The organism is Mycobacterium sp. NGS40 (genome assembly GCF_059812735.1).
In genome coordinates this window covers 343325-365272 of the sequence record NZ_JCALDG010000001.1, presented here as the reverse complement: position 1 = coordinate 365272, position 21948 = coordinate 343325, and the positions used below count along the sequence as shown (strand labels likewise).

Below are 21948 nucleotides of genomic sequence, written 5' to 3'. Positions count from 1 at the left end.
GCTCGAGCCTACGGCGCGAGTATATTCGCTCACAGGAGGTGTGCAGTGCTCTACCTGGTGGTCGTCCTGGTCTTGGGGACGCTGATCTACGTTGGCTGGCGCGCGGCGCGATCGCAGGCGCACCGGCCGAAGACGCGCGTCATCGGGCCCGACGACGATCCAGACTTCATGCGGCGGTTGGGAAGCGGGGACGATAGCCCCCGCTGACCCCTCCGTCAGGCTCGACTAGCCCAGGCCGAGGTTTGGCTGGTCTCCCGGAAACCCTTCGGCGACAACGGCAGCCAGGCTGGTGAGTGCTTCGCGGGTCTCCCGCCGCAGCTGATCCAGGTGAATCTCGGCGCCCTCGTCGAGGTGAGCGTCGTAGGGCACCAACCGCACCGCGCGGCAGCGCCGGGAGAAGTGGTCGACCACCTTGTTCATGTCGACCTTGCCGGTCCGCGGGCGCACCGCGTTGATGACCGCGATCGAATTGCGCACCAGCGCTTCGTGGCCGTGCGCGTCCAGCCAGTCCAGCGTCGCCGAGGCGCTGCGCGCACCGTCGATGGAACCAGAACTCACCACGATCAGAACGTTCGCGTTCTCCAGCACAGACGACATCGCCGAGTGCAGCAGGCCCGGCCCGCAGTCGGTGATCACCAGGCCGTAGTAGCGCTCGAGGATGCCCAGGGTGCGGGTGTAGTCGTCGGCGTCGAATTCCTCCGACACCGCCGGGTCACTGTCCGACGCCAGCACTTCCAGCCCGCTCGGGCCCCTCGAGGTGTAGCGGCGGACATCGCTGTAGCGCTCGACGGCTCCGGCGTCGTGCAGAAGCTGACGCACCGTGCCCGCGGTCTCCAGCGGAACCTTTTGACTCAGGGTGCCGCGGTCGGGGTTGGCGTCCACGGCCACCACCCGGTCGCCGCGGATCTCGGCGAAGGTGGCACCCAGGGTGGCGGCGATCGTGGTTTTGCCGACGCCGCCCTTCAGGGAGATCACCGCGATCCGGTAGGAGCCGCGCAGCGGCCGGTTGACCGACGCCACCAGGTTGTTCTGCCGGGCAGCCCGAGGGCTCTCGCCCAGGTTGATCGTCCGGCCGGACAGCACGTACAGCAGCCGGCGCCAGCCCTCGGAGGGCGGCGGCTTGATCGGGCGCAGCAGCATGCCGGTGGACAGCTCCGGATACGGGGTGTGCGGCAGGTGCTCGCGGCGGTACGGGGCCGGGGCTTGCGCGGGCGCGTCGGCCTGGCCGTTGTAGTAGGCGCCGTATGCGGTCGGGTCGACGCGCGGGATGCCGGTCACCGGCGTGGAATCCCAGGGCGGCATCGCGCCCGGGGGCGGCGCCGGTGCTTCGCGCCGCTCGGTTGCCGGCGGCCGACCCTGGGCGCGGAAGCCCGCGAAGGCCCTGGTCGGTGCCTCGGTGTTGGGATCGACAGACGTCTCGCCGGCCGACTGCTGCTCCTGCGGATTCAAATCAGCCGTCGGATGTTCGGGCGCCCCCACGCCACTCGATGACTGCTCAGCCACGTGCATTTCCCCCTTGTTGCGGTGTCGCTTCCTAACTGTCAGCCCACGCCGGCATACGAATGCAGGCCCACGGTGACCAGGTTAACGAAGAACAAATTGAAGACCATGGCCACGAAACCGACCACGTTGACCCAGGCGGCCTTTCGGTCTCGCCAACCCGCGGTCGACCTGGCATGCAGGTACGCCGCGTATACCACCCAGGCGATGAACGAAACCGTCTCCTTGGGATCCCAGCCCCAATATCTGCCCCAGGCCTCCTCAGCCCAGATGGCTCCGAAGATGACCCCGAAACCGAAGACCGGGAACGCGAAGATCGTGGTGCGGTAGGCGATGCGGTCCAGGGTCTGCGCGTCGGGCAGCCGATGCACCACACGTTGCAGCACGCCCTCAGCGCGCTGGTCGGCGGCGGGGTCGCCGAACCGCGAGGTGCGCAGCAAGAACAGGATGCTGGCGATGCCGGCGACCAGAAACACCCCGGAGCCCAGGCTGACCACCGACACGTGGATGGGCAGCCAGTAGGACTGCAGCGCCGGCATCACGGGAGCGGCGTTGGTGTAAAGCCAGCGCCCGGACACCGTGAGCAGGATCAGCACCGGCAGCAGCAGGAAGACCCACAGCGGGCGGAACTGCGGGCGGCGCAGCACGATTGCGCCGGCGATCAGCCCGCACAGGCAGGTGAGGTTGATGAACTCGTACATGTTGCCCCACGGCACCCGCATGGTGGCCAGGCCGCGCAGCACCAGGCAGGCCAGCAGCAGGCCGATGCCGAGGTAGACGACCGCCAGCCCGGCCCGCCCGGCGCGTTCGTCGACCGGCCGCCGGTCGGCGTCCTCGACGATGCCGGGGGTGGCGCTATCGGCGCGCACGCCGGCCAGTACCCGCTCGCGGTTGTCGGATCGCCTGCTGCCGGCGTAAGCGAGCTCGAAGGCCAGCAGCAGCATTGCGACGACCAGGGCCACCACCGCCGAGGTGAACGCCCAGTCGGAGTAGCGCGCCAAGCCGATATTGACGTGTGTGGTGTTCACGTGACGTCCACCTCAGAACTCCTTCTGGACGCTGGGTATTGGGCCTGGCCCGGGGCGGCGGATTCGTCGAGCCCGCTCAACAAGCGCTCGGTGAGCCTTTCGAACTCGTCGCCCCAACCGGAGTTGTCGGTGCGGGCCAAGCCGCCCAGCTCGACGTTCACCGTACCGGGGGCCGATTCCGCCGGCATCAGACGAACCCATACCCGGCGGCGGCGCACCAGCAGCGAGACCAGCAGCCCGGCCATCATCGTGATCGCGAAGACCAGCACCCACGCCTGGCCGGGGTCGTGGGAAACCTGCAGGTTGACGAACGGCACGGCCCCGTCGAACCGGATCGTGGTGCCCGCGCCGGGACCCTGGTCGATGCGCACCTCCTGGCCGGCGCGCAGGTTGACCCGCTTCTCCTTGGTCAGCCGGCCCTGCTCGATCAGCCGCGGGTCCAGGGTGAACAACGACTGCGGGCGCCCGGTGTCCAGGCCGGTGTCGCCGCGGTAGATGTCGACGGCCACCGCCGGGGCGTCCAGCGCCGGGAACCGCGACGACAGCAGCGCGCCGTCGAGTTGCGCGGTCGGCGCCAGCAGGCCCTGGATCGCGATCTGGTGCTGGCGGCGCTCGGCGGCGTTCGGGTAGCTGCCGGCCGGCGGGTCGATGCGCGCCACCCCCGACGAGAGCAGGGTCTGCGGATTGTCGGGGCGCCACTGCACCGTCGACGTCCGCTGCTGCCCGTCGGGAAAGGTCACCGTGAAGGTGGGCGCGTAACCGTGGCCCTGCAGGTACACCCTGTCGCCGCCGACCCGCAGCGGGTGGTTGACCTCCAGCCGGTAGGGCCGCCAGCTGTTGGCCGCCAGGTCGCGACCGTCCTGGTAGTCGATATCGGCGGCGAACGACGTGGCCTGCCCGGACGGCAGGTAGTGTGCCTGAAAGTCGTTGACCCGTACACAGATTGGGTGCAGCGAGGTGCCGTCGACGGTGTTGCCGGCGCGGAACGAGTCGAACGCGGCCGGTGAGGCCGAGCAGAAGCCGGGGCCGCCGTCGGCGATGACGATGACGTTGCCTTCGTAGCCGAACAGCTTGCCGACGGCCACCGCGACCAGCAGGCCCAGCAGCGAGAAGTGGAAGACGATGTTGCCGAATTCGCGGAGGTAGCCCTTTTCGGCCGAGACCTCGACGGCGTGGTCCTCGTGGCGGATCGCGGTGCGCCAGCCGTTCAAGCGCCCGGCGATGTTGTTCGCCACGGCGTTCAGGTCCGCCTCGTCGGCCAGGGTGAGTTGCGAGCCGGCGTGCTTGGGCAGCCGGGCCAGGTTGCGGGGGGCGGCGACGGGCGTGGCGCGCAGGCTGCGGGCGTGCTCGATCATCCGCGGGGTCAGGCAGCCGACCAGGGAGACAAACAGCAGCACGTAGATCGCGGTGAACCAGAAGCTGGAGAACACCTCGAAGGCCTGCAACCGATCCAGCCACGGGCCGATGGTCGGGTGGGCGGCCAGATACTCGTCGACCTTGCCCGCGTTCAGGCTGCGCTGCGGCAGCAGCGCGCCGGGGATCGCGCCGAGCGCCAGCAGGCACAGCAGCACCAGCGCGGTGCCCATCGAGGTCAGCGCGCGCCAGGTGTTGCGCATCCAAGCGAAAGCGTGCCTCAAATCGGCAACCTCACGTCGCTGACGAACGCGTCGCGCAGCCAGGAGATGAAGTCGTTCCACACGCCGGTGACCAGCAGCACCCCGACCGCGATCAGCAGCGCGCCGCCGAAGACCTGGATGGCCCGGCTGTGCCGGCGCAGCCAGCCCAGGCCGGCGACCGCGCGCGCCGAGCCAAAAGCCAACAGCACGAACGGGATTCCCAATCCCAGGCAGTAGGCGATCACCAGCAGGATGCCGCGGGGAACATTCGCGCCTTCGGTGGCCGAGGCCACGGTGATCACGCCGGTCAGCGTCGGGCCCAAACACGGCGTCCACCCCAGCGCGAACACCGCACCCAGCACCGGCGCCCCGGCGACCGTCGTCAGCTGTTGCGGGCTGAACCCGACCTGGCGCTGCAGCGCGGGAATGAGCCCGACGAACACCAGGCCCATCACGATGGTCAGCACGCCGCCGGCGCGCTGCAGCGCCAGCTGGTTGGTGATCAGCGTCGTCGTCATCCCGAGCACGGCGACGGTGCCGAGGACGAACACCGTGGTGAATCCGGCGACGAACAGGGCCGCAGATCCGGCGACGCGCCACCGGGCCGCGGGCGGGGCTTTGACCACACCGGAGCCCGGCTGGTCGTCCACTCCGACCACCGCGGCCAGATAAGACAGGTAGCCGGGCACCAGCGGCACCACGCAGGGCGAGGCGAACGACACCAGCCCCGCGAGCACGCAGGCACCCAGCGCCACCAGCAAGGGCCCGGCGGCGGCGGTCTGTGCGAAACCGTTCATCGCGACGAACCCTGCTGCCCCGGCGCCTGCACGCCCGGCGGCGCTTCCCGGGTCAGCTGCTGCACCACCGGACGCAGGTCGGACGCCAGCAACTCCCGCAGGAACACCGCTGCGACCCGGTGCTGGCGATCCAGCACCAGCGTCGACGGGATGACGGTGGTCGGATACTTGCCGCCGAACGCGATCAGGGTGCGCATCGCCGGGTCGTAGATCGACGGGTAGGTGACGGCCCGGTCGTTGACGAAGTCCAGGGCCGCCTGGCGATTGTTGTCGCGCACGTCGATGCCGAGGAATGATGCCCCCGATTCGCGGGTGGCGTCATACACCTGCTGCAGCTGGGTGACTTCGGCGCGGCACGGCCCGCACCACTGGCCCCAGACGTTGATGACGACGACGTTGCCGGAGAAGATCGAGTCGTCCAGCGACAGCGTGTGCGACGGGTCGGCCAGGTCCGGCCCGGACAGCGGGCCGGGGCGGCCGCGACTCGACGGCGGGTCGTAGAAGATGTCGGTTTTGCCTCCGGGAGAGACGAATTCGAAGGTGCCGCCCTGCGCGACGGCGTCATGACCAGCCGAGCAGCCGGTCAGCAATCCGGAGATTGCCAACACAGCCACGGCGATCATCGACCGAAGCACGGTCAAGTGCCTCGCGCCGGTTGGGAGTACTCGACGTCGACCAGCCGGTCGCCGTCGTAGACCAGGGTGGTCAGCGAGGCGAGGTCGCATTCGCGCCGCCGCGGGTCGTGCCACAGCCGCTGGCCGGTCAGGTGCAGCCGCAACGTCCACACCGGCAGCTGATGGCTGACGCACACCACCTCGTGGCCCGCGCCGCGGGCACGCGCCTTGTCCACCGCGGTCGACATGCGCTGCGCGATCTCGCGATAGGGCTCACCCCAGGACGGCGCGAACGGATTACGCAGCTGCCACCACACCCGCGGGTCGCGCCAGGCGCCGTCACCGGGACTGACCCGCCGGCCCTCGAAGAAGTTCGCCGACTCGATCAGATCGGGATCGGTGTCGATGGGCAGGTTGAGCCCGGACGCGATCGGGGTCGCGGTCTCCTGCGCCCGCTGCAGCGGCGAGGCGATGACCGCGACGATGTCGCGGCCGGCCAGCGCGTCGGCGACGGCCGCCGCCTGCGCTTTCCCCCGGTCGGACAAGTGAAATCCGGGCAGCCGCCCGTACAGGATGCCGTCGGGGTTGTGCACCTCGCCGTGGCGCATCACATGCACCCGGGTTTGTTCGGCCATCAAGCTTCTCCCTCGTGGGTCGCGCTCGCGGCAGCGCGCGCGGCACCGGGCAGCGCGGCCGCGATTCGCTCGAACGCGGTGTCGTCGAGTGCCGCCGAAACGAACCACGCCTCGAACGCGCTGCACGGCGGATAGACCCCCGCGTCCAGCAGGGCGTGGAAGAACGACGGGTAGCGCCACGTCTGGCTATTGCGAGCCGACGCGAAGTCGGTGACCGGCGTGTCGGTGAAGAACACCCCGAGCATATTGCCGGCTCGCGGAATCTGATGCGGCACACCAGCATTGGTGAGCGCTTCGGAGAACAACCCGGCCAGGCGGTCGGCGTTGGCGTCCAGCGCGGCGTAGACGGCATCGTCCGCGGCGCGCAGGGTGGCCAGCCCGGCGGCCATCGCCACCGGGTTACCCGACAAGGTGCCGGCCTGATACACCGGCCCCAGCGGCGCCAGACGCTCCATCACCTCGACCCGTCCGCCGAATGCGGCGGCGGGCAGCCCACCGCTCATCACCTTCCCGAACGTGAACAGGTCCGCGGCGACGGGATCGATTCCGTACCAACCGCTTCGGCTGACCCGGAAGCCGGTCATCACCTCGTCGACGATCAGCAGCGCGCCGTGCTCTGCGGTGATCGCCCGCAGCGCCGCGTTGTAGCCCGCACCCGGCGGGACGACACCCATGTTGCCGGGGCTGGCCTCGGTGATCACCGCGGCGATCTGGTCACCGAACTGCGCGAACGTTTCGCGCACTGCGTCAATATCGTTGTAGGGCAACACAATTGTGTCGGCCGCGGCGGCACCGGTGACGCCGGGCGAGGACGGCAGTCCCAGCGTCGCCACCCCGGATCCGGCGTCGGCGAGCAATGCGTCGGCGTGGCCGTGATAGCAGCCGGAGAACTTGAGGATCTTGGCCCTGCCGGTGAAGCCGCGGGCCAGCCGCACCGCGCTCATCGTGGCCTCGGTGCCGGAGTTCACCAGCCGCAGCCGTTCGACCGGCGCGACCCGGCCGATGATCTCGGCGGCCAGCTCGGACTCCGCAGGGGTGGGCGCCCCGAACGACAGACCGTTCGCCGCGGCCTTGGCGACCGCGTCGACCACGGCCGGGTTCGCGTGGCCCAGGATCATCGGGCCCCAGGAACAGACCAGGTCGACGTAGCGATTGCCGTCGGCGTCGGTGAGCCGGCAGCCGTGCGCCTCGGTGATGAAGCGCGGCGTGCCGCCCACCGCGGTGAACGCCCGCACCGGCGAGTTCACCCCGCCGGGGATGACCTTGCAGGCGTCGTCGAACAACCGCGCCGAGGTGCGCACCGACGCGGTCGTCTGATCAGTGCTGCCCATGCCGACCAGTGTCCCAGCCTTCGCCGATCGCTCAACTACAGGGTGTAGCAGTCAGGCGTCCTGTTGGTCGGATTCCTGCGCGGCCATCAGGTCCCGGCGGGCCGCCGCGCGTTCTCGTTCTCCCGCACGACGGTGCGCCGCGACATCGCCGAGACCCTCCCGAACAGCGAGCTCCTCGATCTCCGCGGCGCGTTCGTGGGCCGCGCCGGCCTCGTAGTGGCGCAGCAGCTCCCGGTCGCGGGCCTGCTGGTCGCGCACCCGGGCGTGCGCGGCACGCTCGGCCGCGCGTTCAGCGTCTTCGGGCGTGACGGCCTTGCGTTCCGCGAGCTCCGCGGCGCGCTGCAGCAGCTCGCGAGCGCGTTGGGCGGCTTCATCGCCGGGTGAGGCGGCCATGCAATGAACCTACGCCGTTTGCGCCGGATTAAGCGGCGACGCCTTGAAGTCGCCCGCCGAGGAAGAGTTGGATGGTGTCATGCAACTTCCCCAAGGCCTGGCCCGGTTCAACCGGCACGTCACCAACCCCATCCAGAAGATGTGGGCCGGGTGGGCCCCGTCCTTCGCCATCATCGAGCACACCGGGCGAAAATCCGGCAAGGAGTTCCGCACGCCGGTGAGCGCGTTCAACGCGACCGTCGACGGCAAACCCGGCATCGCGGTGCTGCTGACCTACGGCCCGGACCGCGACTGGCTGAAGAACCTCAAGGCGGCCGGCGGTGGGAAGATGCGGCGCCACGGCAAGACGTTCGGCATCACCGACCCCCAGATCGTCAGCCGCGACGAGGCCGCCGAGCATGTCAGCGACGGGGTGCAGAAGGTGTTCGGGCGGCTGCCGTTCGAGCAGGCGGTGCTGTTCACCAAGACGTCCTAGGCGGCGCGGCGAACCCTCGCGCGCATCACCGCATACAGCCCCAGCACGAACGCCCAGGACAACAGCGACAACCAGAACTGGCTGCGTGCCGAATGGTCGAACGCCATCTGCACCAGCACGGCGGTGATTGCGGCCAGCGTGAGGATCGACAGCACCGGGAAGAACCACATCTTCAATCGCAGCTTCTCCGGGGGAGTCCGCCGACGCAGGATGATCTGTGACAGGGCGATCAGCCAGTAGACGAACAAGATGATCGCGCCCGAGGAATTGAGCAGGAAAAGGAACACCGTGCGCGGCGCCAGCCAGGACATCAGCACGCACAGGAACCCGATCGCCGACGAGAACAAGATGGCGAAGTGCGGCACCCCGCGTCCGCTGAGTTTGACCAGCCGCATCGGCGCCTCGTTGCGCGCGGCGAGCACGAACAACATGCGCGACGCGGTGTAGAGGCCGGAGTTCAAACACGACAGCACCGCCGTGAGCACCACGGCGTTCATCACCTGATCCGCACCGGCCAGGCCCATCTGCTTGAACGCCGCGACATACGGCGAAGCACCGAGCTCGACCGAGTGCCACGGCAGGATGACGACGAGCAGAAAGACCGAGCCGACGAAGAAGATCGCGATGCGCACGACCACCGAGCGGGTCGCCCGTTGCACGCCGAGCGCCGGGTCGCGGCTTTCGGCCGCGGCGATCGTGACGATCTCGGCGCCGACCATCGAGAAGATCACCACGACGATCGCGGCGAAGACCGCGCCGATGCCCTTGGGGAAGAATCCGCCGTGAGCGGTCAGGTTGGCGAACCCGCCGTGATGCCCTGGCCATAGGCCGAGCACGAACGCCGCACCGATGCCGAGGAATGCGATGATGGTCGCGACTTTGATTCCGGCGAACCAGAATTCGAACTCGCCGAACGATGTCACCGAGAACAGATTGGTCGCGGTCATCAACACCATCAGGCACAGCGACAGCAACCACAGTGGCGCGTGGAACCAATAGTTGAGGACTTTGCCGCCGGCGACCGCCTCGAACCCGACGACGATCACCCAGAAGTACCAATACAGCCAGCCCACCGAAAACCCGGCCCAGCCGCCCAACGCCTTGGCCGCATAATCGGCGAACGATCCGGTCGACGGGGTGGCGGCGGCCATCTCGCCCAGCATCCGCATCACCAGGACGACCAGCACCCCGCACAGCGCATACGTCAGGAACGCGGCGGGACCGGTGTCCCGGATCACCACGCCCGACCCGACGAACAACCCGGCGCCGATCACCCCGCCGAGCGCGATCATGCTCAGCTGCCGCTGCGAAAGCCCTTGGCGCAGCTCCGCAGTGCTACTCACGTCTTGCATGTCTCGGGCCTCCCGGCGCGCCCCAGCTAGTCATGGAAATTAACCACAGCACATGGTGGCTGATGCATCAACCAGAAGCGCCCGACGACTGGCGCTCAGGTTATGCAGCCAGTCGCCACGCCGCTGGTTTGCGAGCGGCGCCCGGTCACCTCTAGCCGGACCCGCGATGTATTAGCCCGAACTACCTGGATTCGACGTGGGTTTTAAAAATATCGCGTGAAATGCTGGGAGAGAATGCAATTGAAACCCTCAGGCCCGCGGAATTCCAACAGCAGAAGCGTTTTCACGCATGAATCCCGTGGTCTATAGCGGAGCTTAAGCACGCTGTCGCCGCGCGTTTACGTAAGCGGCGTTAGATCCTCTGCGCATGCATGAAGCTCCGTAAGAAACACGCTTATGGCCGAAAAGAGGCTCATGCCATGGATTTCGCGCTGCAGCCACCGGAGGTCAACTCCGGACTCATGTATACCGGCCCCGGGGCGGGACCGATGCTGGCGGCGGCAGCGGGCTGGGATGCGGTGAGCGCTCAGCTGGAGGTGGCCGCGAGTGACTGCACCGCGCAGGTCGCGGAGCTGACCAGCCGCTGGCTGGGTCCTTCGTCGTTGGTGATGGCGGGCGCGGCCGCACACCAAGTGGGGTGGCTGCAGGCCACCGCCGCTCAAGCCGCGAAAACCGCCGCACAGGCGTACGCCGCCGCGGCTGCGTACGAGGCGGCGTACGCGATGACGGTGCCTCCGCCGGTCATCGCGGCCAACCGTGCCCAGCTGATGGTGTTGGTGGCAACCAACTTCCTGGGACAGAACACGCCGGCGATTGCGGCCACCGAAGCCCAGTACATGGAGATGTGGGTCCAAGACGCCACCGCGATGTACGCCTACGCCGCCGACTCCGAGACCGCCAGCGCACTGCAACCCTTTGACCAACCACAACAGACCACCCGGCCGGACGGGCAGCTGGACCAGACTCGCGCCGTGGCCCAAGCCTCCGGCAACACCACCAGCGCCCGCACCCAATCCCTGGTACAGCTCAGCTCGAATACCGCCACGCAGCAACTCAACTCGAGCGGCTTCACGAACCAGCTCGTCTCTAGCGCCGCCGCCGACGCCGACCCCGCCATCGGTCCCGGCTCCTACACCGTGACAACCACTCTCGATGAAACAAGCGTGGCGTTCGTCGGGGCTCAAGGCGACTCCACTGTCACGGTCACCCTCCAAGGCGGCAACGGCGTCATCCTGCTGGGGGACGGCTTCGTAATCCCTTTAGAGCAGGGCGCCGCAACCGTAGTCCAGCCAAACGCCCCAGTGATGCTCAGCGCCGGCAGCTCCGCCCTCGTCGAGGTCGGGGGCGGCACGGCCAACATCAGCGGTGAGGGATTCGCGATCACCTCCCTGAGCCCGGTCGCGACGCCCATCGCCCCCAGCACGGCCCCAATGGCGCCGGCGACCGCGGTCGCGAGCGGCTCACCGGGGTTGGCGGGAACCTCGGGAATCCAGCCCCAGCTCAACGCCAGCGCGCTGTTGGGCGAGACGGTCTGCACGCCGGCCCGCGCCGGCCTGCTGGGCCAGGCCGACGCCGGTGTCCCGACGCCGTTGCAAGCGCCCGCCCTTGAAGCTGTTTAGTCCAGGCGGGTGGCCACCACCGACCACGCCGGAAGGTGCACCCGGTGGTCTTCCAGGAGCGGATCGATCACGCCCAGTCGATGCACCAGCGGTCGCATCTTCTCCAGAATCTCGCCCTGCTGGTCGGACGCAAAGGTTTTCATCGCGTCGAACGTCTCCTTGAGGAAGCGGGCCTGATAGGTCGTTGCACCCAGGTAGTCGATATGCCACCCGCTACCACCGAGCACCCGCTCGAAATTGTCGGCCGGTATACCCGTCCACTGCAGGCCGTTGACGTTGTGGGGGCTGAATTCAAACATGTACAGACGTGCCCCGGGCTTGGTGGCCCGGTGCAGCGCTTGTGCGTACCGGGTCTGGACGTCCTCGTCATTCAAAAACACGTGATAAAACGCGCTGTCCACCACGGTGTCGAATCGGCCGTCGAAACCTTCCAGCCTGGTGGCGTCGGCCACCTGGAAATCGACTTGGACCCCGGCCTGTTCGGCGTTTCGTTTGGCGCGCTCGATAGCCGACGGCGACTCGTCGATTCCGGTTGCTGAATACCCTTGCGCCGCAAAATGAATGGCGTGGTAGCCGGGACCCGTACCGGGATCGAGCACCTGGCCGCGGATCCCGCCGTAAGCCACCAGTTGCTCAACGGCGGGCTGCGGGCCGCCGATGTCCCAGGGGATCCGCCGGTCGGTGTGCTCCGCCTGGTCATACAACGACTCGAAACCGGCGACGTTAGCGTCAGTCACTTGCCTTCTCGCTTCCTCGGCGGCTGCCGACGGGGAACGACAACTCCAGTAGTGCAGCCTACTGAGGAAAGTGACTGTGCAGGGGGCTTAGAGGTAGAGATCTTGGTCGCGGATCAACGCCGTGGCGATCACGCTAATCACCGCCGTGGCAACCAGATACCCGCACGCCAGCCACGGCGTGCCTCCGGTCGCGGCGATCAGCGCGGTCAGGATCATCGGCGTCACCCCGGAGGCATAGATGCCCGAGAACTGGTAGACGAACGACAGGCCCGTGTAGCGGGTCTGAGTCGGGTACAGCGACGAGAACAGCGTGCCCTGCGCGCCGTAGAACAGCGCGTGCACGACACCGAACACGATGACCATCGCCAGCCCGAACAACACCAGATTCCTGGTGCCGAACAGAGCGAATACCGGGAAGGTCAGCAGGCCGTAGCACACCACGCCCACCAGGTAGACCCGCCGGGCGCCGTACCGGTCGGTCAGTGCGCCCGACACGGGCAACAGCACCGCCATCACCAGGGCGGCGATGGTCACCACGACCAGGACGGGCACCTTGTGGAAGCCCAGCGACCCGGTGGCATAGCTGATCGCGAACACCCCCCAGGTGTTGAACGCCGAACCCTCGGCCCACCGAGAAAGCAGTCCCAGCAAGGTGTTTCGCCTGGAGCGGCCGCCGCGGAAAATCTCACGGATCGGCACGGTGGACGCCGCCTCGAGGTCGCGCAGCTCCTGGAACGCCGGTGTCTCGTCGACGCGCCACCGCACCAGGACGCCGACCACGACCAGCACCAGGCTCAGCAGGAAGGCGATCCGCCAGCCGTAGGCGAGGAACTCCGCCGAACCCAACTCGACCTGCAGGAGCGCGAATATGCCGGTCCCCAGCGCCAGGCCCAGGGCCAGGCCGATCTGGGGGATCGCCCCGTACCGGCCGCGCTGGTCGCCGGGGCTGTGTTCGACGGCCAGCAGCACCGCACCGCCCCACTCACCGCCGAGTGCGAAACCCTGCAGCACGCGCAGCACCAGCAGCAGGATCGGCGCCCACACCCCGATCGCGGCGGCGCTCGGCAGCGCGCCGATCAGCGCCGTCGCACCTCCCATGATCAGCATCGTCAGCGCCAGGCTGCGTTTGCGCCCGATCCGGTCACCGATGTGGCCGAACACCAGGCCACCGACGGGCCGCATCACAAACCCGACAGCGAACGTCGCGAACGCCAGCAGCGTGCCCACCAGCGAGCTGGCGTTGGGAAAGAACAGCTTGCTGAACACCAGCCCGGCGGCGGTGGCGTAGAGGAAGAAGTCGTACCACTCCACCGTGGTGCCGAGCAGGCTCGCCGCGACGACGGTGCGCAGGCGCCGGCGCCGGTCGGCGTCGGATTCGTCGAGGTTGTCCGCCGGTGCGGGGGCGGGCAGCGTCGTCGCCACGGCTATTGCGCCGACGCCGCGGCGAACGGTGTCGACGAGGCCGGCTGCCGGGGCCTGCGATTGGGGTGCTTCCATACGCCCCGGCGCTCCAGCAGCGGCAGCACGCCCTCGCCGAACCAGTACGCCTCTTCCAGGTGCGGGTATCCGGACAGGATGAAGTGGTCGATGCCGAGGTCCGCGTATTCGATCAGTCGCTGCGCGACCTCTTCGTGCGACCCGACCAGCGCGGTGCCCGCACCACCACGCACCAGGCCGACGCCGGCCCACAGGTTGGGGGCGATCAGCAACTCACTGCTCTTGCCGCCGTGCAACTTCAGCATCCGCTGCTGTCCCTCGGATTCGCTGCGGGCCAGACTCGCCTGCACGCGTTCGACGTCCGCCGGGTCGATCGCCTCGAGCAGCCGATCGGCTTCGGCCCAGGCTTCCTCGGCGCTCGGGCGGCTGATCACGTGGATCCGCAACCCGAATTTCAGGGTCCGCCCGACATCGGCGGCCAGCCCGCGCACCCAATCCAATTTCTCGCCGACGGCCGCCAGCGGTTCCCCCCAGGTGAGGTAGACGTCGGAGTACTTCGCCGCGACCGGCCCGGCCGACCCGGACGAGCCGCCGAAGAACACCTCGGGAATCGGGTCGGGCGGATTGTTCAGTTGTGCGCCCTCGATGTGAACGTGCTCACCGGCGAACGTCACCGGTTCCTTCGAGGTCCACAATTGCCGCACCACGTCGAGAAATTCGGCGGTGCGGGCGTAGCGCGCCTGCTTGTCCAGGAAATCCCCGTAGGCCCGCTGCTCGTGGGGTTCGCCACCGGTGACGACATTGAGCAGCAGCCGTCCGTCCGAGTGGCGCTGGAAGGTGCCGGCCATCTGTGCGGCCAGGGTGGGGCTCAGCAGGCCCGGGCGAAAGGCGACCAGGAACTTCAGCGTCTCGGTGCGCTCGATCAGCGTCGCCGTCGTCAACCAGGCGTCCTCACACCACAATCCGGTCGGTGTGAGCACCGCCTCGAAACCGTTGTCCTCGGCGGCGGCGCAAATCTGGTGCAGATATCGCAGCGTCGCAGGCCGGTCGCCGTGCATCGAAGTACCGTGCCCACCGGCAACGAGATTGCGCGAATCCCCGTACGTCGGCAAGAACCAGTGAAATGCCAGAGTCATCGAATCCTTTTCCGTTCCTGATCAGCATTCGTTTCGAAACCATGCACGAAAGCTCCAGCGTCGCGAAGCGCGGTGCGCCGCGCGAGGGTTGAAACCTCGCAGATTCCATCCGCCGGACTGTGCTGCGCCGCACGTCACTGCTCGATGACTGCCGCATCACAAAGCCCTTCCAAACTCCGCGACGGGGTCGGAATGACGCGGTGCGCGCGGCATTATGACGCTCGTGCCTGAACCGAACCGCCGCGCGGTGCTGCGATTGGGCGCCAATGCCACCGTTGCGGCCGCGGGCGCGTGGGCGTTGAGCGCCTGGCTGGATCCGCTGCAGCCACGAGCGGCGCCATTGCCCTCCCCGTTCGAACCGTCGACCGCGAGCAGCAACCTGCCCAACAAACTGACGGGCTCGTTCATCTCCAAGGCGCGCGGCGGGGTCAAGACCAACTGGGTGATCGCGCTGCCGCCCGGGCAGATGTCGCAAAGCGGGCCGCTGCGGCCGGTAATCGCGTTGCACGGCAAGGACGGCGACGCGAACATGATGCTGGACTGCGGTGTCGAGGACGCGCTGGCCCGGCTGGTCAAGGAGGGCAAGCCGCCGTTCGCGGTGGTCGGTGTCGACGGCGGCAGCGACTCCTACTGGCACAAGCGGGCCGACGGTACCGACTCCGGCGCGATGGTCCTCGACGAGCTGTTGCCGATGCTGGGCTCGATGGGCATGGATACGTCTCGGGTGGGCTTCATGGGCTGGTCCATGGGTGGATACGGGGCACTGCGTCTGGGCGCCAAGCTGGGGCCGTCGCGGACCGCGGGGATCTGCGCAATCAGCCCGGCGCTGTACCCGTCCTACGCCGACTGCGCACCCAAAGCGTTTGACAGCGAAGAGGACTGGATGACCAACAGCGTCATGGGCCTGCCGGCGCTGTCGCAGATTCCGCTGCGGGTGGACTGCGGAACATTCGACCGGTTCTATCCCGCGACACGCCAATTCGTGAGCCAACTCAAAACGCCTCCGGCGGTAAGCTTCACCGTCGGAGGCCACGACATGACGTGGTGGCGTTTGCAATTACCCGGCGAGCTTTCCTGGCTGGCGACCTAGCGAGGCATCCCAACAAAGGCATGGCAGTCCGGCAGGAAACCGCGTCGAGCCCGCCCTCACCAGCGGGCGATAGCCCCACCCGACAAATTCCCCGACGCGGGTTCCGCCCCGACATCGAGGGCCTGCGGGCCGTCGCGGTCGTCGCTGTGGTGCTCTACCACGCGGGCATTCCCGGTACCGCCGGCGGCTTCATCGGCGTCGACGTCTTCTTCGTCATCTCCGGCTTCCTGATCACCGGCCTGTTGTGGCGCGAAGTCAGCACCGCGAAAACCATTGCGCTGGGCCGGTTTTACGGAGCACGGGCCCGACGGCTGTTGCCTGCCGCGGCCACCGTCGCCGTCGTCACCGCCATCGCGGCGGCCGCCGTGCTGCCGCCGTTGCAGGCCCGAAGCGTGTTCCTCGACGGCATCGCCAGTGCGCTCTACGTCGGCAATTACCGGTTCGCCCACCTTGGCACCGACTACCTGAACGCCGAGGGGCCCTCGCCGTTCCAGCACTACTGGTCACTCGGCGTCGAGGAGCAGTTCTATCTGGTATGGCCGGTGTTGATCATCGGCACCGCGTGGTTGGCCGGACGGGTGCGGCGCGACGCTGAGGCCAGTCCCAATGCCGATGCCAAAGCCAAGGCGGCGCCGTACGCGGCGGTGCTGGCGTTGGTCGCCGCGGCCTCCCTGGCGGCGGCCGTGGTGTGGACCCGTAGCTCGCCGCCGTGGGCGTTCTTCTCGTTGCCCACCCGGGCCTGGGAGCTGGCCGTCGGCGGCCTGGTCGCGCTGTCGATCGAGCAGTGGCGCCGGCTGCCGCTGCTGCCCGCGGCGATCGCCGGCTGGGGCGGCCTGGCGCTGATTCTGCTGACCTGCACCCAGCTGGGCCCCGCTACTCCTTACCCGGGCACCGCGGCGCTGCTGCCGGTGCTGGGCACCGCGCTGGTGATCGGCGGTGGCTGTGCCACCCGCAGCCTGGGGGTCGGACGGCTGCTGTGCCGGCCGGCGATGCGCGCGATCGGGCGGGTGTCGTACTCCTGGTACCTGTGGCACTGGCCGGTGCTGCTGCTGATGCCGCGGCTGCTGGGCGAAGCCGGCCTGGCGGCCCGATTGGCCGCGACGGCCGTCTCCGCCGGGCTGGCAGTGATCACGTTCCATCTGGTGGAGAATCCCGGTCGGTTCGCCGCCGCGCTGCGCCGGTCGGCCAAGACGAGCCTGGCCGTAGCCGGGATCGCCAGTGCCGCCACCGCATCCGCCTGCGTGCTGCTGCTGACGGTGATACCGGTTCCGGTCGGCCACGGCCCGGCCGCGGCGAAGGCCACCATCATGGCGCTGCCCACCGCCGCCCCCAACGCCGGTGCGCAGCAGACGGCCGTCCAGCAGGCTCTGGCGCAGGTGCGCGACGCCGTCGGGCAGGCCGCCGGCCTGCGTGCCGTCCCGTCGAATCTGGATCCGCCGCTGGCCCAGGCGCCGGCCGACAAGGCCGCCGTGTTCGTCAACGGCTGCGTGCGCTCCTGGCGCGACATCGGGCAAAGCGAGTGTGCGGCAGGCGACGTCGGCTCGCCGACGACGGTCGCGCTGATCGGCGACTCGCACGCGGCGATGTGGAACCCGGCCTTTGCCCAAGTCGCCGAGCAGCGGCACTGGCGACTGGAGACGATGGCCAAAGTGACCTGCCCGATCCAGGACCTGCCCATCGACAGCCCGTATCTGGGCCGCGAGTACACCGAGTGCGAACAATGGCGCGCGCAGGTGCTGGCCCGGGTGGCTGCCGAGCATCCGCGGCTGGTCGTGCTGGACATGAGCCGGCGCTACGGCGGCGATTTCGGCTTCGTGTCGTACGACCCGGCGTGGATCGAGACGCTGGGTCGCACCGTCGCACAACTGCGCCGCACCGGCGCGACCGTGCTGGTGCTCGGCCCCGCCCCGGATCCGCAGTCCCCGGTGCCCACCTGCTTATCGGGACACCTGGACGACGCCACCGCCTGCGCTCCAAGCCGTTCGGTCGCGGTCAACGACGGCGGTATCTCCGCCGAGCGGGCCGCGGCCACCGGCAACGGCGGCCACTACGCCGACCTCACCGACCTGTTCTGCACGTCCGAACGGTGCCCCATGATCGTCGGTAACACCCTGGTGTTTCGCGACGACAACCACGTCACAACCGAATATGCGCAGTTGTTGGCGCCAGTGATGGGCGCACTCGCAGACGGAGCCATAACGGACGGATGACGTTGCGATGACTTTCTTTGCGAATGAACCCCGCCGCGAAACCGAACGTGTTAGGAATGTAAGGGTTTTGGAGGTTTGAAATGTCCCCGCTGTTGTTGGTCTGCATCGCGGCTGCTACGCCAGTCGCCGGAATCGGCTTGATGCAGCTACAAGCACGCCTGGAGCAGTGGGACTACGAACGGCACGCAGAGGACTAAGCGCTCAGGGTCGGCGCGTAAAGCCTTGCGCGGCTGGCGTTTTGAGGGGGCCAGCCCGCCGAAACTTCCATTGCCTCGCTACCTGAATAACTGCGTGCGAATCAGCGGCGCAATCTTGTCAGCCATGTATCGGTGCCCGGCGTCATTGGGGTGCACGCCATCTGGGCCGATCAGGTCGGGCCTGTCGACGAACCAGTGGGCGCCGATCGGGTCGACGAACGCCGCACCCGCAGCCCGGGCCTCCGAGTTGAGCACATCACGAATCTGCAACACCGATTCGGGCACATCGGCGGTCGGCCACGGCGGTCCGATCACCAGGAATCTCGCCGTCGGTGCCAGGATGCGCGCAATCTGGAACGTATCGCGCGCGCGCCCGGCCAGCATGCCCGGATCGGTGCCCTGGTCGTTGCGGGAGCCGAAGAACACCACCAGCACGTCATCGGCCTTGACCGACCTGACAGTGAGATCCTCGAAGATGCTGCCGTGGTCACCGAGTACGGCATAACCGGCCCTGCCCTCGGCCGCCACCTCGGCGTCGATCTGCAGGCCGCGCTTGGTCAGTGTTTGCCAGGCAAGGGCGGTCCACGCGTTCGGGCCCAGGCCGCCCTCGTCGGTGCCGGTCGTGTAGGAGTCGCCGACCACCGCGATGTGGGTCAGCCGGCCATCCAGAGTCAATGCCTGGTAAGGCAGCGCGTATGCCGGGTGTGCCACGACTTCACAGCCCACGCCGACCAGCAGAGCAAGGTTGACGACGAACGCGGCCAGACGACTCACTCTTACTCCCCCCTTTTGCACCCCTGTGCACTGCATGGCCCGGTAATGCACCCGACCAACGGAAATCGTACGAATAACCGACGCGAACCGGCCGTCAACGCGCTGTTTCACAGGTGCGATACAGGACCGGATGGATCGGCATGCCCCAAGCTACCAGTGCGGCGTGGCTACCACTGCGAACTCCTGGTCCGAGAGGGCATGGGGCACAGCATGATTCGCGGGCACTCAGGAAGCCGTGCGCTCGGCGATCGGCTCCAGTCCACCGTCGATCGGGCGAACCCTGGCCGCGGCCGGCTCGCCGGCCTCGGTTGGCTGGGCCGCGGAACGGACGTCGACCATCCTGCGCATCCAGCGCCGGGCGGGCTCCTCCACGACGTGATAGAGCAGGCTGGACAGCGCCAGAGCGATCGCGAACAGGCCCAGCACGTTCCATTTCCAGGGGGAATCGGACTCCCACGGCGTCAGCTCGAATTGTTCGACCGCCCATCCCCAGGACGTGTGCACCAGCTCATGCACCATGTACAGGCAGAACGAGATCTGCCCGCCGTAGACCATCACCCGGGTGGATAGCACCCTGGGCAGGCTGCCCAGGCCGACCGCCAGCGTGATGACCAGGGGGACGAACAGCACGTCGACCACGCCGCCGCTGTCGTTTTCCACGACCCCGCCGATCGGATGGGCGTTAAACCAGTACAGCACGCCCACCACCGCGGCCAGCAGCAACAACGAGAGGTATCCGGCGATGTGGCGACCGCGGTCGCTCAGCCGCAACCGGCGCACGGCCGCGCAGGCCAGCGCCCCCGCGGCGAACTGCGTCACGATCCGCGGCAGCCAGCTCCACGGCGTATAAAAGTGCCCGCTGGCCAACAGCATCACCACCGGCGGCAGCGAGGCCGCGACGGCCAGCCACATCAGGGTCCGCGCCCGGGTGGCCAGCTTCATCCGGAACACGACCAGGGCCAGCACGCCGAAAAGCAGGTAAGCCAGCCATTCCGCACTGATCGACCAGGCCGGCCCGTCCCAGCTGGTTCCATCGAAGAACGGCTCGAACCACAGCTGCACGAGCAGGACCTGGCGGATGTAACTGATCGCGGTGAGGTCGTTCGCCTCGGGCAGCGGCACATGGCCGACGTGCATCGAAAGGATCACCAGCAACGCGGCCAGGTGCATGGTGACCAAATACACCGGCCAGACCCGGGCCAGCCGCAGCCACAGGAAGTGCAGGGTCTCGCGCGTCGACCAGGAACGACCCATCCGGTCGAGGTAGTTCCAGGTCAGCACGAACCCGCTGAGAATGAAGAACAGGTCGACGCCCTGGGCGCCGCTATTGAGCACGGGCGCCAGGTTCTCGCGGAAATCGGGCGAGATGTCGCTCAGCATCGGCCGGAAATGAAACAGCACCACCCACACGGCGGCGATGATGCGGAGTCCCGTCAGGGCCTTGATCTCACCCTTGATCTCTGCGCTGCGCACGACGCTCTTTCGCTCTGGCCCTTGCGGTTTTCGTTGCCTTCTCACCCGGCTGACCGGGCATTTCGCCCTATCCCAAGCCCCCCGACTCGCAACCGGTAGCCAGAGCAGCCTAACAGCGCGGCGGCCCGGATCGCGTGACGGCGACGGTGTGCCCGCCGACATGCCGCCGCAGACATCTACTCGGTCAGCTTTTTAGCAAACAGTTAGACGTAACTGTCGGTCTCCTTAAGTTTGGCGGGCACCGTTGTAGCTAGCTTGGTCGGCATTGCGGACGGCCTTCGCACCACCACCGAAATAGGGGCGTTCATGACGATCGCGATGACCACAGCTCGACAAGGAAGCCTCGACTGCGGCGGAGCCGAGGTTCGGGCTCACTGCCGCCACCTCGCGACGGTGGTGACCATCCGGGGAGAGGTCGACGCCGTCAATGTCGACCGGGTCAGCGGCTGCGTTCGCCGTTTCGTCGTCGGCGACAATCCTCTGGTACTCGACATCAGCGCCGTGACCGACTTCGCCGGTGCTGGCTTCTCGTTGCTGTACACATTCGACGAGGATTGCCGCCGCGCCGGGGTGGAGTGGACGCTGGTCGCCGGCCCCGACGTGATCGAGCAGCTGGTCGCCGGCAACGGCGATTCGGTGTTTCCGATCGCCGGCTCGGTGCCCCAGGCATTCGGCGACCTGGCCGACGCGGTCGTCTGCCGCCGCCGGCTGGCGATGCCGCTGTTCAGGAAGACGGCGTAGCGGCGCGTCGAGCGCGCCACAGCCTGGCGGCCCCAAGGACGGCCAGCACTCCGGCGATCAACGCCAGCAGCAAGGCCAGCAGCAGCAGCTGGGGGTTGTATACCAACGCCGTCGTGGACGGCTGACCATCGGTGATCGGCGCCACGTTCACGATGTGTCGCGCGTGCACCCAGCTCACTCCGACACCGACCAGCGCCACGCCGGCGACGACGAGTTCGACCACGGCCCGGTAGCGGGCGATCACAGCTGAGGCTCATCGTCGTCGATGTCCCAGACGTCCGATCGGGCCGGCTCCACGCGCTCCTGCACCAACGGGGTCAACGCTTCCCGAAGACGACGATGGCGTTTGGCCCAAGCCTGCGCGGTGCGCCCCCCGGTGAGCTTGAGGCCGATTCCGGTCCGGCCGCGCGGCACCCCGAACAGTTCGCCGAGCGCCCGAGCCGACTGCCAGCGCGCCAACTCCCTGTCGGAATTCGCCGGATTCTCCGGTTCGGGGTAAACCTTGATGATTTCGCGCACCAGGATCGTCTCGGTGCCCTGACGCAGGGCGTCCTGGGTCAGTTCGACCGACACGTGGATGCGCGCCGCCTTGATCTGCAGCGAGATGAACGCCGACACCATCACCAGGAAGATCGCCGGGACCCACAGCGATATCGCTGCGCCACTCCACATTTCGATCAGGATCATCGACACCGCCGCGGCCGGGCCGCTCAACACCCAAAGCCAGCTGGCGCCGGGTTCGTAGAACAACGGGCCGGGATCGACATCCCTCGCTGTCGTCATGGAAGCCTCA

Annotated in this window: 22 protein-coding genes; 6 read left to right on the top strand and 16 right to left on the bottom strand. The window is 68.0% G+C overall.

Translation table 11 applies throughout. The annotated features are described in order from the left end of the window. Positions 1-45 precede the first annotated feature (45 nt). Positions 46-207, top strand: coding sequence for a hypothetical protein (locus tag AC5Y5O_RS01830; RefSeq protein WP_096284555.1), 162 nt, complete (start codon positions 46-48; stop codon positions 205-207). Between the two features lie 18 nt (positions 208-225). Here the strand turns inward: AC5Y5O_RS01830 and AC5Y5O_RS01825 are convergent, their stop codons facing one another. Genes AC5Y5O_RS01825 through AC5Y5O_RS01790 form a run of 8 tightly spaced genes read right to left on the bottom strand, consistent with a single transcriptional unit; the run spans position 226 to position 7914 of the window. Next, complete coding sequence (locus AC5Y5O_RS01825; protein WP_500023455.1) at positions 226-1509, bottom strand: MinD/ParA family ATP-binding protein; 1284 nt, start codon at positions 1507-1509, stop codon at positions 226-228. A gap of 32 nt (positions 1510-1541) precedes the next feature. Then, complete coding sequence (gene ccsB / locus AC5Y5O_RS01820; protein WP_096284551.1) at positions 1542-2528, bottom strand: c-type cytochrome biogenesis protein CcsB; 987 nt, start codon at positions 2526-2528, stop codon at positions 1542-1544. Then, positions 2525-4144, bottom strand: a complete 1620-nt coding sequence (gene resB, locus AC5Y5O_RS01815; RefSeq protein WP_207768454.1) for a cytochrome c biogenesis protein ResB — start codon at positions 4142-4144, stop codon at positions 2525-2527. Before resB ends, ccsB begins: the two co-directional genes overlap by 4 nt. Before the next feature lie 17 nt (positions 4145-4161). Continuing rightward, positions 4162-4941 (bottom strand): cytochrome c biogenesis CcdA family protein, encoded by a 780-nt coding sequence (locus AC5Y5O_RS01810; RefSeq protein WP_096284549.1) that lies wholly within the window; start codon positions 4939-4941, stop codon positions 4162-4164. Next, positions 4938-5564, bottom strand: coding sequence for a TlpA disulfide reductase family protein (locus tag AC5Y5O_RS01805; protein ID WP_423790850.1), 627 nt, complete (start codon positions 5562-5564; stop codon positions 4938-4940). The genes AC5Y5O_RS01810 and AC5Y5O_RS01805 overlap by 4 nt, the downstream gene beginning before the upstream one ends. A gap of 14 nt (positions 5565-5578) precedes the next feature. Beyond that, a complete protein-coding gene (locus AC5Y5O_RS01800) occupies positions 5579-6190 on the bottom strand; it encodes a histidine phosphatase family protein (RefSeq protein ID WP_096284545.1) in 612 nt (203 codons plus the stop codon). Further along, a complete protein-coding gene (gene hemL, locus AC5Y5O_RS01795) occupies positions 6190-7521 on the bottom strand; it encodes a glutamate-1-semialdehyde 2,1-aminomutase (protein WP_500023452.1) in 1332 nt (443 codons plus the stop codon). The genes AC5Y5O_RS01800 and hemL overlap by 1 nt, the downstream gene beginning before the upstream one ends. A gap of 51 nt (positions 7522-7572) precedes the next feature. After that, positions 7573-7914, bottom strand: a complete 342-nt coding sequence (locus AC5Y5O_RS01790) for a hypothetical protein (RefSeq protein WP_096284541.1) — start codon at positions 7912-7914, stop codon at positions 7573-7575. Positions 7915-7993: 79 nt separating this feature from the next. Here AC5Y5O_RS01790 and AC5Y5O_RS01785 point away from each other — a divergent pair, with 79 nt between their 5' ends. Further along, a complete protein-coding gene (locus tag AC5Y5O_RS01785; RefSeq protein ID WP_096290857.1) occupies positions 7994-8389 on the top strand; it encodes a nitroreductase family deazaflavin-dependent oxidoreductase in 396 nt (131 codons plus the stop codon). Here the strand turns inward: AC5Y5O_RS01785 and AC5Y5O_RS01780 are convergent. Then, positions 8386-9732: an amino acid permease gene (locus AC5Y5O_RS01780; protein ID WP_500023449.1), complete on the bottom strand. Its 1347-nt coding sequence runs from the start codon at positions 9730-9732 to the stop codon at positions 8386-8388. The two genes, AC5Y5O_RS01785 and AC5Y5O_RS01780, sit on opposite strands and share 4 nt — an antisense overlap. A gap of 428 nt (positions 9733-10160) precedes the next feature. Here AC5Y5O_RS01780 and AC5Y5O_RS01775 point away from each other — a divergent pair, with 428 nt between their 5' ends. Beyond that, entirely contained in the window at positions 10161-11360 is a 1200-nt protein-coding gene (locus AC5Y5O_RS01775; RefSeq protein ID WP_500023447.1) for a PPE family protein, read from the top strand. On the opposite strand, the gene AC5Y5O_RS01770 is transcribed toward AC5Y5O_RS01775, so the two are convergent. The 3 genes from AC5Y5O_RS01770 to AC5Y5O_RS01760 all read right to left on the bottom strand — a co-directional run bounded on the left by AC5Y5O_RS01770 (position 11357) and on the right by AC5Y5O_RS01760 (position 14670). Next, complete coding sequence (locus AC5Y5O_RS01770; protein WP_096284537.1) at positions 11357-12097, bottom strand: class I SAM-dependent methyltransferase; 741 nt, start codon at positions 12095-12097, stop codon at positions 11357-11359. The two genes, AC5Y5O_RS01775 and AC5Y5O_RS01770, sit on opposite strands and share 4 nt — an antisense overlap. Before the next feature lie 87 nt (positions 12098-12184). Next, complete coding sequence (locus AC5Y5O_RS01765) at positions 12185-13519, bottom strand: MFS transporter (RefSeq protein WP_500023740.1); 1335 nt, start codon at positions 13517-13519, stop codon at positions 12185-12187. Between the two features lie 2 nt (positions 13520-13521). After that, entirely contained in the window at positions 13522-14670 is a 1149-nt protein-coding gene (locus tag AC5Y5O_RS01760) for an LLM class flavin-dependent oxidoreductase (protein WP_096284533.1), read from the bottom strand. 214 nt (positions 14671-14884) lie between these two features. Between AC5Y5O_RS01760 and AC5Y5O_RS01755 the strand changes: the two genes are divergently transcribed. Together AC5Y5O_RS01755 and AC5Y5O_RS01750 are read left to right on the top strand one after the other, a co-directional pair. After that, entirely contained in the window at positions 14885-15760 is an 876-nt protein-coding gene (locus AC5Y5O_RS01755; RefSeq protein WP_096284531.1) for an alpha/beta hydrolase, read from the top strand. A gap of 20 nt (positions 15761-15780) precedes the next feature. Beyond that, positions 15781-17970: an acyltransferase family protein gene (locus AC5Y5O_RS01750; protein ID WP_500023444.1), complete on the top strand. Its 2190-nt coding sequence runs from the start codon at positions 15781-15783 to the stop codon at positions 17968-17970. A gap of 275 nt (positions 17971-18245) precedes the next feature. Here AC5Y5O_RS01750 and AC5Y5O_RS01745 read toward each other — a convergent pair whose 3' ends face one another. Together AC5Y5O_RS01745 and AC5Y5O_RS01740 are read right to left on the bottom strand one after the other, a co-directional pair. Further along, entirely contained in the window at positions 18246-18941 is a 696-nt protein-coding gene (locus AC5Y5O_RS01745; protein WP_096284527.1) for an Rv0518 family GDSL lipase, read from the bottom strand. Positions 18942-19166: 225 nt separating this feature from the next. After that, positions 19167-20414, bottom strand: coding sequence for an acyltransferase family protein (locus AC5Y5O_RS01740; protein ID WP_500023442.1), 1248 nt, complete (start codon positions 20412-20414; stop codon positions 19167-19169). A gap of 306 nt (positions 20415-20720) precedes the next feature. Here AC5Y5O_RS01740 and AC5Y5O_RS01735 point away from each other — a divergent pair, with 306 nt between their 5' ends. Further along, positions 20721-21155 carry an STAS domain-containing protein gene (locus AC5Y5O_RS01735; protein ID WP_096290855.1) on the top strand — a complete coding sequence of 145 codons (435 nt, stop codon included), beginning with the start codon at positions 20721-20723 and terminating at the stop codon, positions 21153-21155. Here AC5Y5O_RS01735 and AC5Y5O_RS01730 read toward each other — a convergent pair. Further along, on the bottom strand, positions 21139-21399 hold the full coding sequence (locus tag AC5Y5O_RS01730; RefSeq protein ID WP_096284524.1) for a hypothetical protein: 261 nt from the start codon (positions 21397-21399) through the stop codon (positions 21139-21141). The two genes, AC5Y5O_RS01735 and AC5Y5O_RS01730, sit on opposite strands and share 17 nt — an antisense overlap. Next, positions 21396-21938, bottom strand: a complete 543-nt coding sequence (mce1N, locus tag AC5Y5O_RS01725; RefSeq protein WP_243393757.1) for a transport-regulating membrane protein Mce1N — start codon at positions 21936-21938, stop codon at positions 21396-21398. Before mce1N ends, AC5Y5O_RS01730 begins: the two co-directional genes overlap by 4 nt. Positions 21939-21948 lie beyond the last annotated feature (10 nt).

Excerpts from the sequence above, each read along its gene's own strand:
- hemL (WP_500023452.1), bottom strand. The coding sequence starts at position 7,521 with ATGGGCAGCACTGATCAGACGACCGCGTCGGTGCGCACCTCGGCGCGG.
- AC5Y5O_RS01735 (WP_096290855.1), top strand. The coding sequence starts at position 20,721 with ATGACGATCGCGATGACCACAGCTCGACAAGGAAGCCTCGACTGCGGC.
- mce1N (WP_243393757.1), bottom strand. The coding sequence starts at position 21,938 with ATGACGACAGCGAGGGATGTCGATCCCGGCCCGTTGTTCTACGAACCC.
- AC5Y5O_RS01805 (WP_423790850.1), bottom strand. The coding sequence starts at position 5,564 with ATGATCGCCGTGGCTGTGTTGGCAATCTCCGGATTGCTGACCGGCTGC.
- resB (WP_207768454.1), bottom strand. The coding sequence starts at position 4,144 with ATGCGCAACACCTGGCGCGCGCTGACCTCGATGGGCACCGCGCTGGTG.
- AC5Y5O_RS01790 (WP_096284541.1), bottom strand. The coding sequence starts at position 7,914 with ATGGCCGCCTCACCCGGCGATGAAGCCGCCCAACGCGCTCGCGAGCTG.
- AC5Y5O_RS01800 (WP_096284545.1), bottom strand. The coding sequence starts at position 6,190 with ATGGCCGAACAAACCCGGGTGCATGTGATGCGCCACGGCGAGGTGCAC.
- AC5Y5O_RS01775 (WP_500023447.1), top strand. The coding sequence starts at position 10,161 with ATGGATTTCGCGCTGCAGCCACCGGAGGTCAACTCCGGACTCATGTAT.
- AC5Y5O_RS01785 (WP_096290857.1), top strand. The coding sequence starts at position 7,994 with ATGCAACTTCCCCAAGGCCTGGCCCGGTTCAACCGGCACGTCACCAAC.
- AC5Y5O_RS01810 (WP_096284549.1), bottom strand. The coding sequence starts at position 4,941 with ATGAACGGTTTCGCACAGACCGCCGCCGCCGGGCCCTTGCTGGTGGCG.
- AC5Y5O_RS01760 (WP_096284533.1), bottom strand. The coding sequence starts at position 14,670 with ATGACTCTGGCATTTCACTGGTTCTTGCCGACGTACGGGGATTCGCGC.
- AC5Y5O_RS01825 (WP_500023455.1), bottom strand. The coding sequence starts at position 1,509 with ATGCACGTGGCTGAGCAGTCATCGAGTGGCGTGGGGGCGCCCGAACAT.
- AC5Y5O_RS01755 (WP_096284531.1), top strand. The coding sequence starts at position 14,885 with ATGACGCTCGTGCCTGAACCGAACCGCCGCGCGGTGCTGCGATTGGGC.
- AC5Y5O_RS01750 (WP_500023444.1), top strand. The coding sequence starts at position 15,781 with ATGGCAGTCCGGCAGGAAACCGCGTCGAGCCCGCCCTCACCAGCGGGC.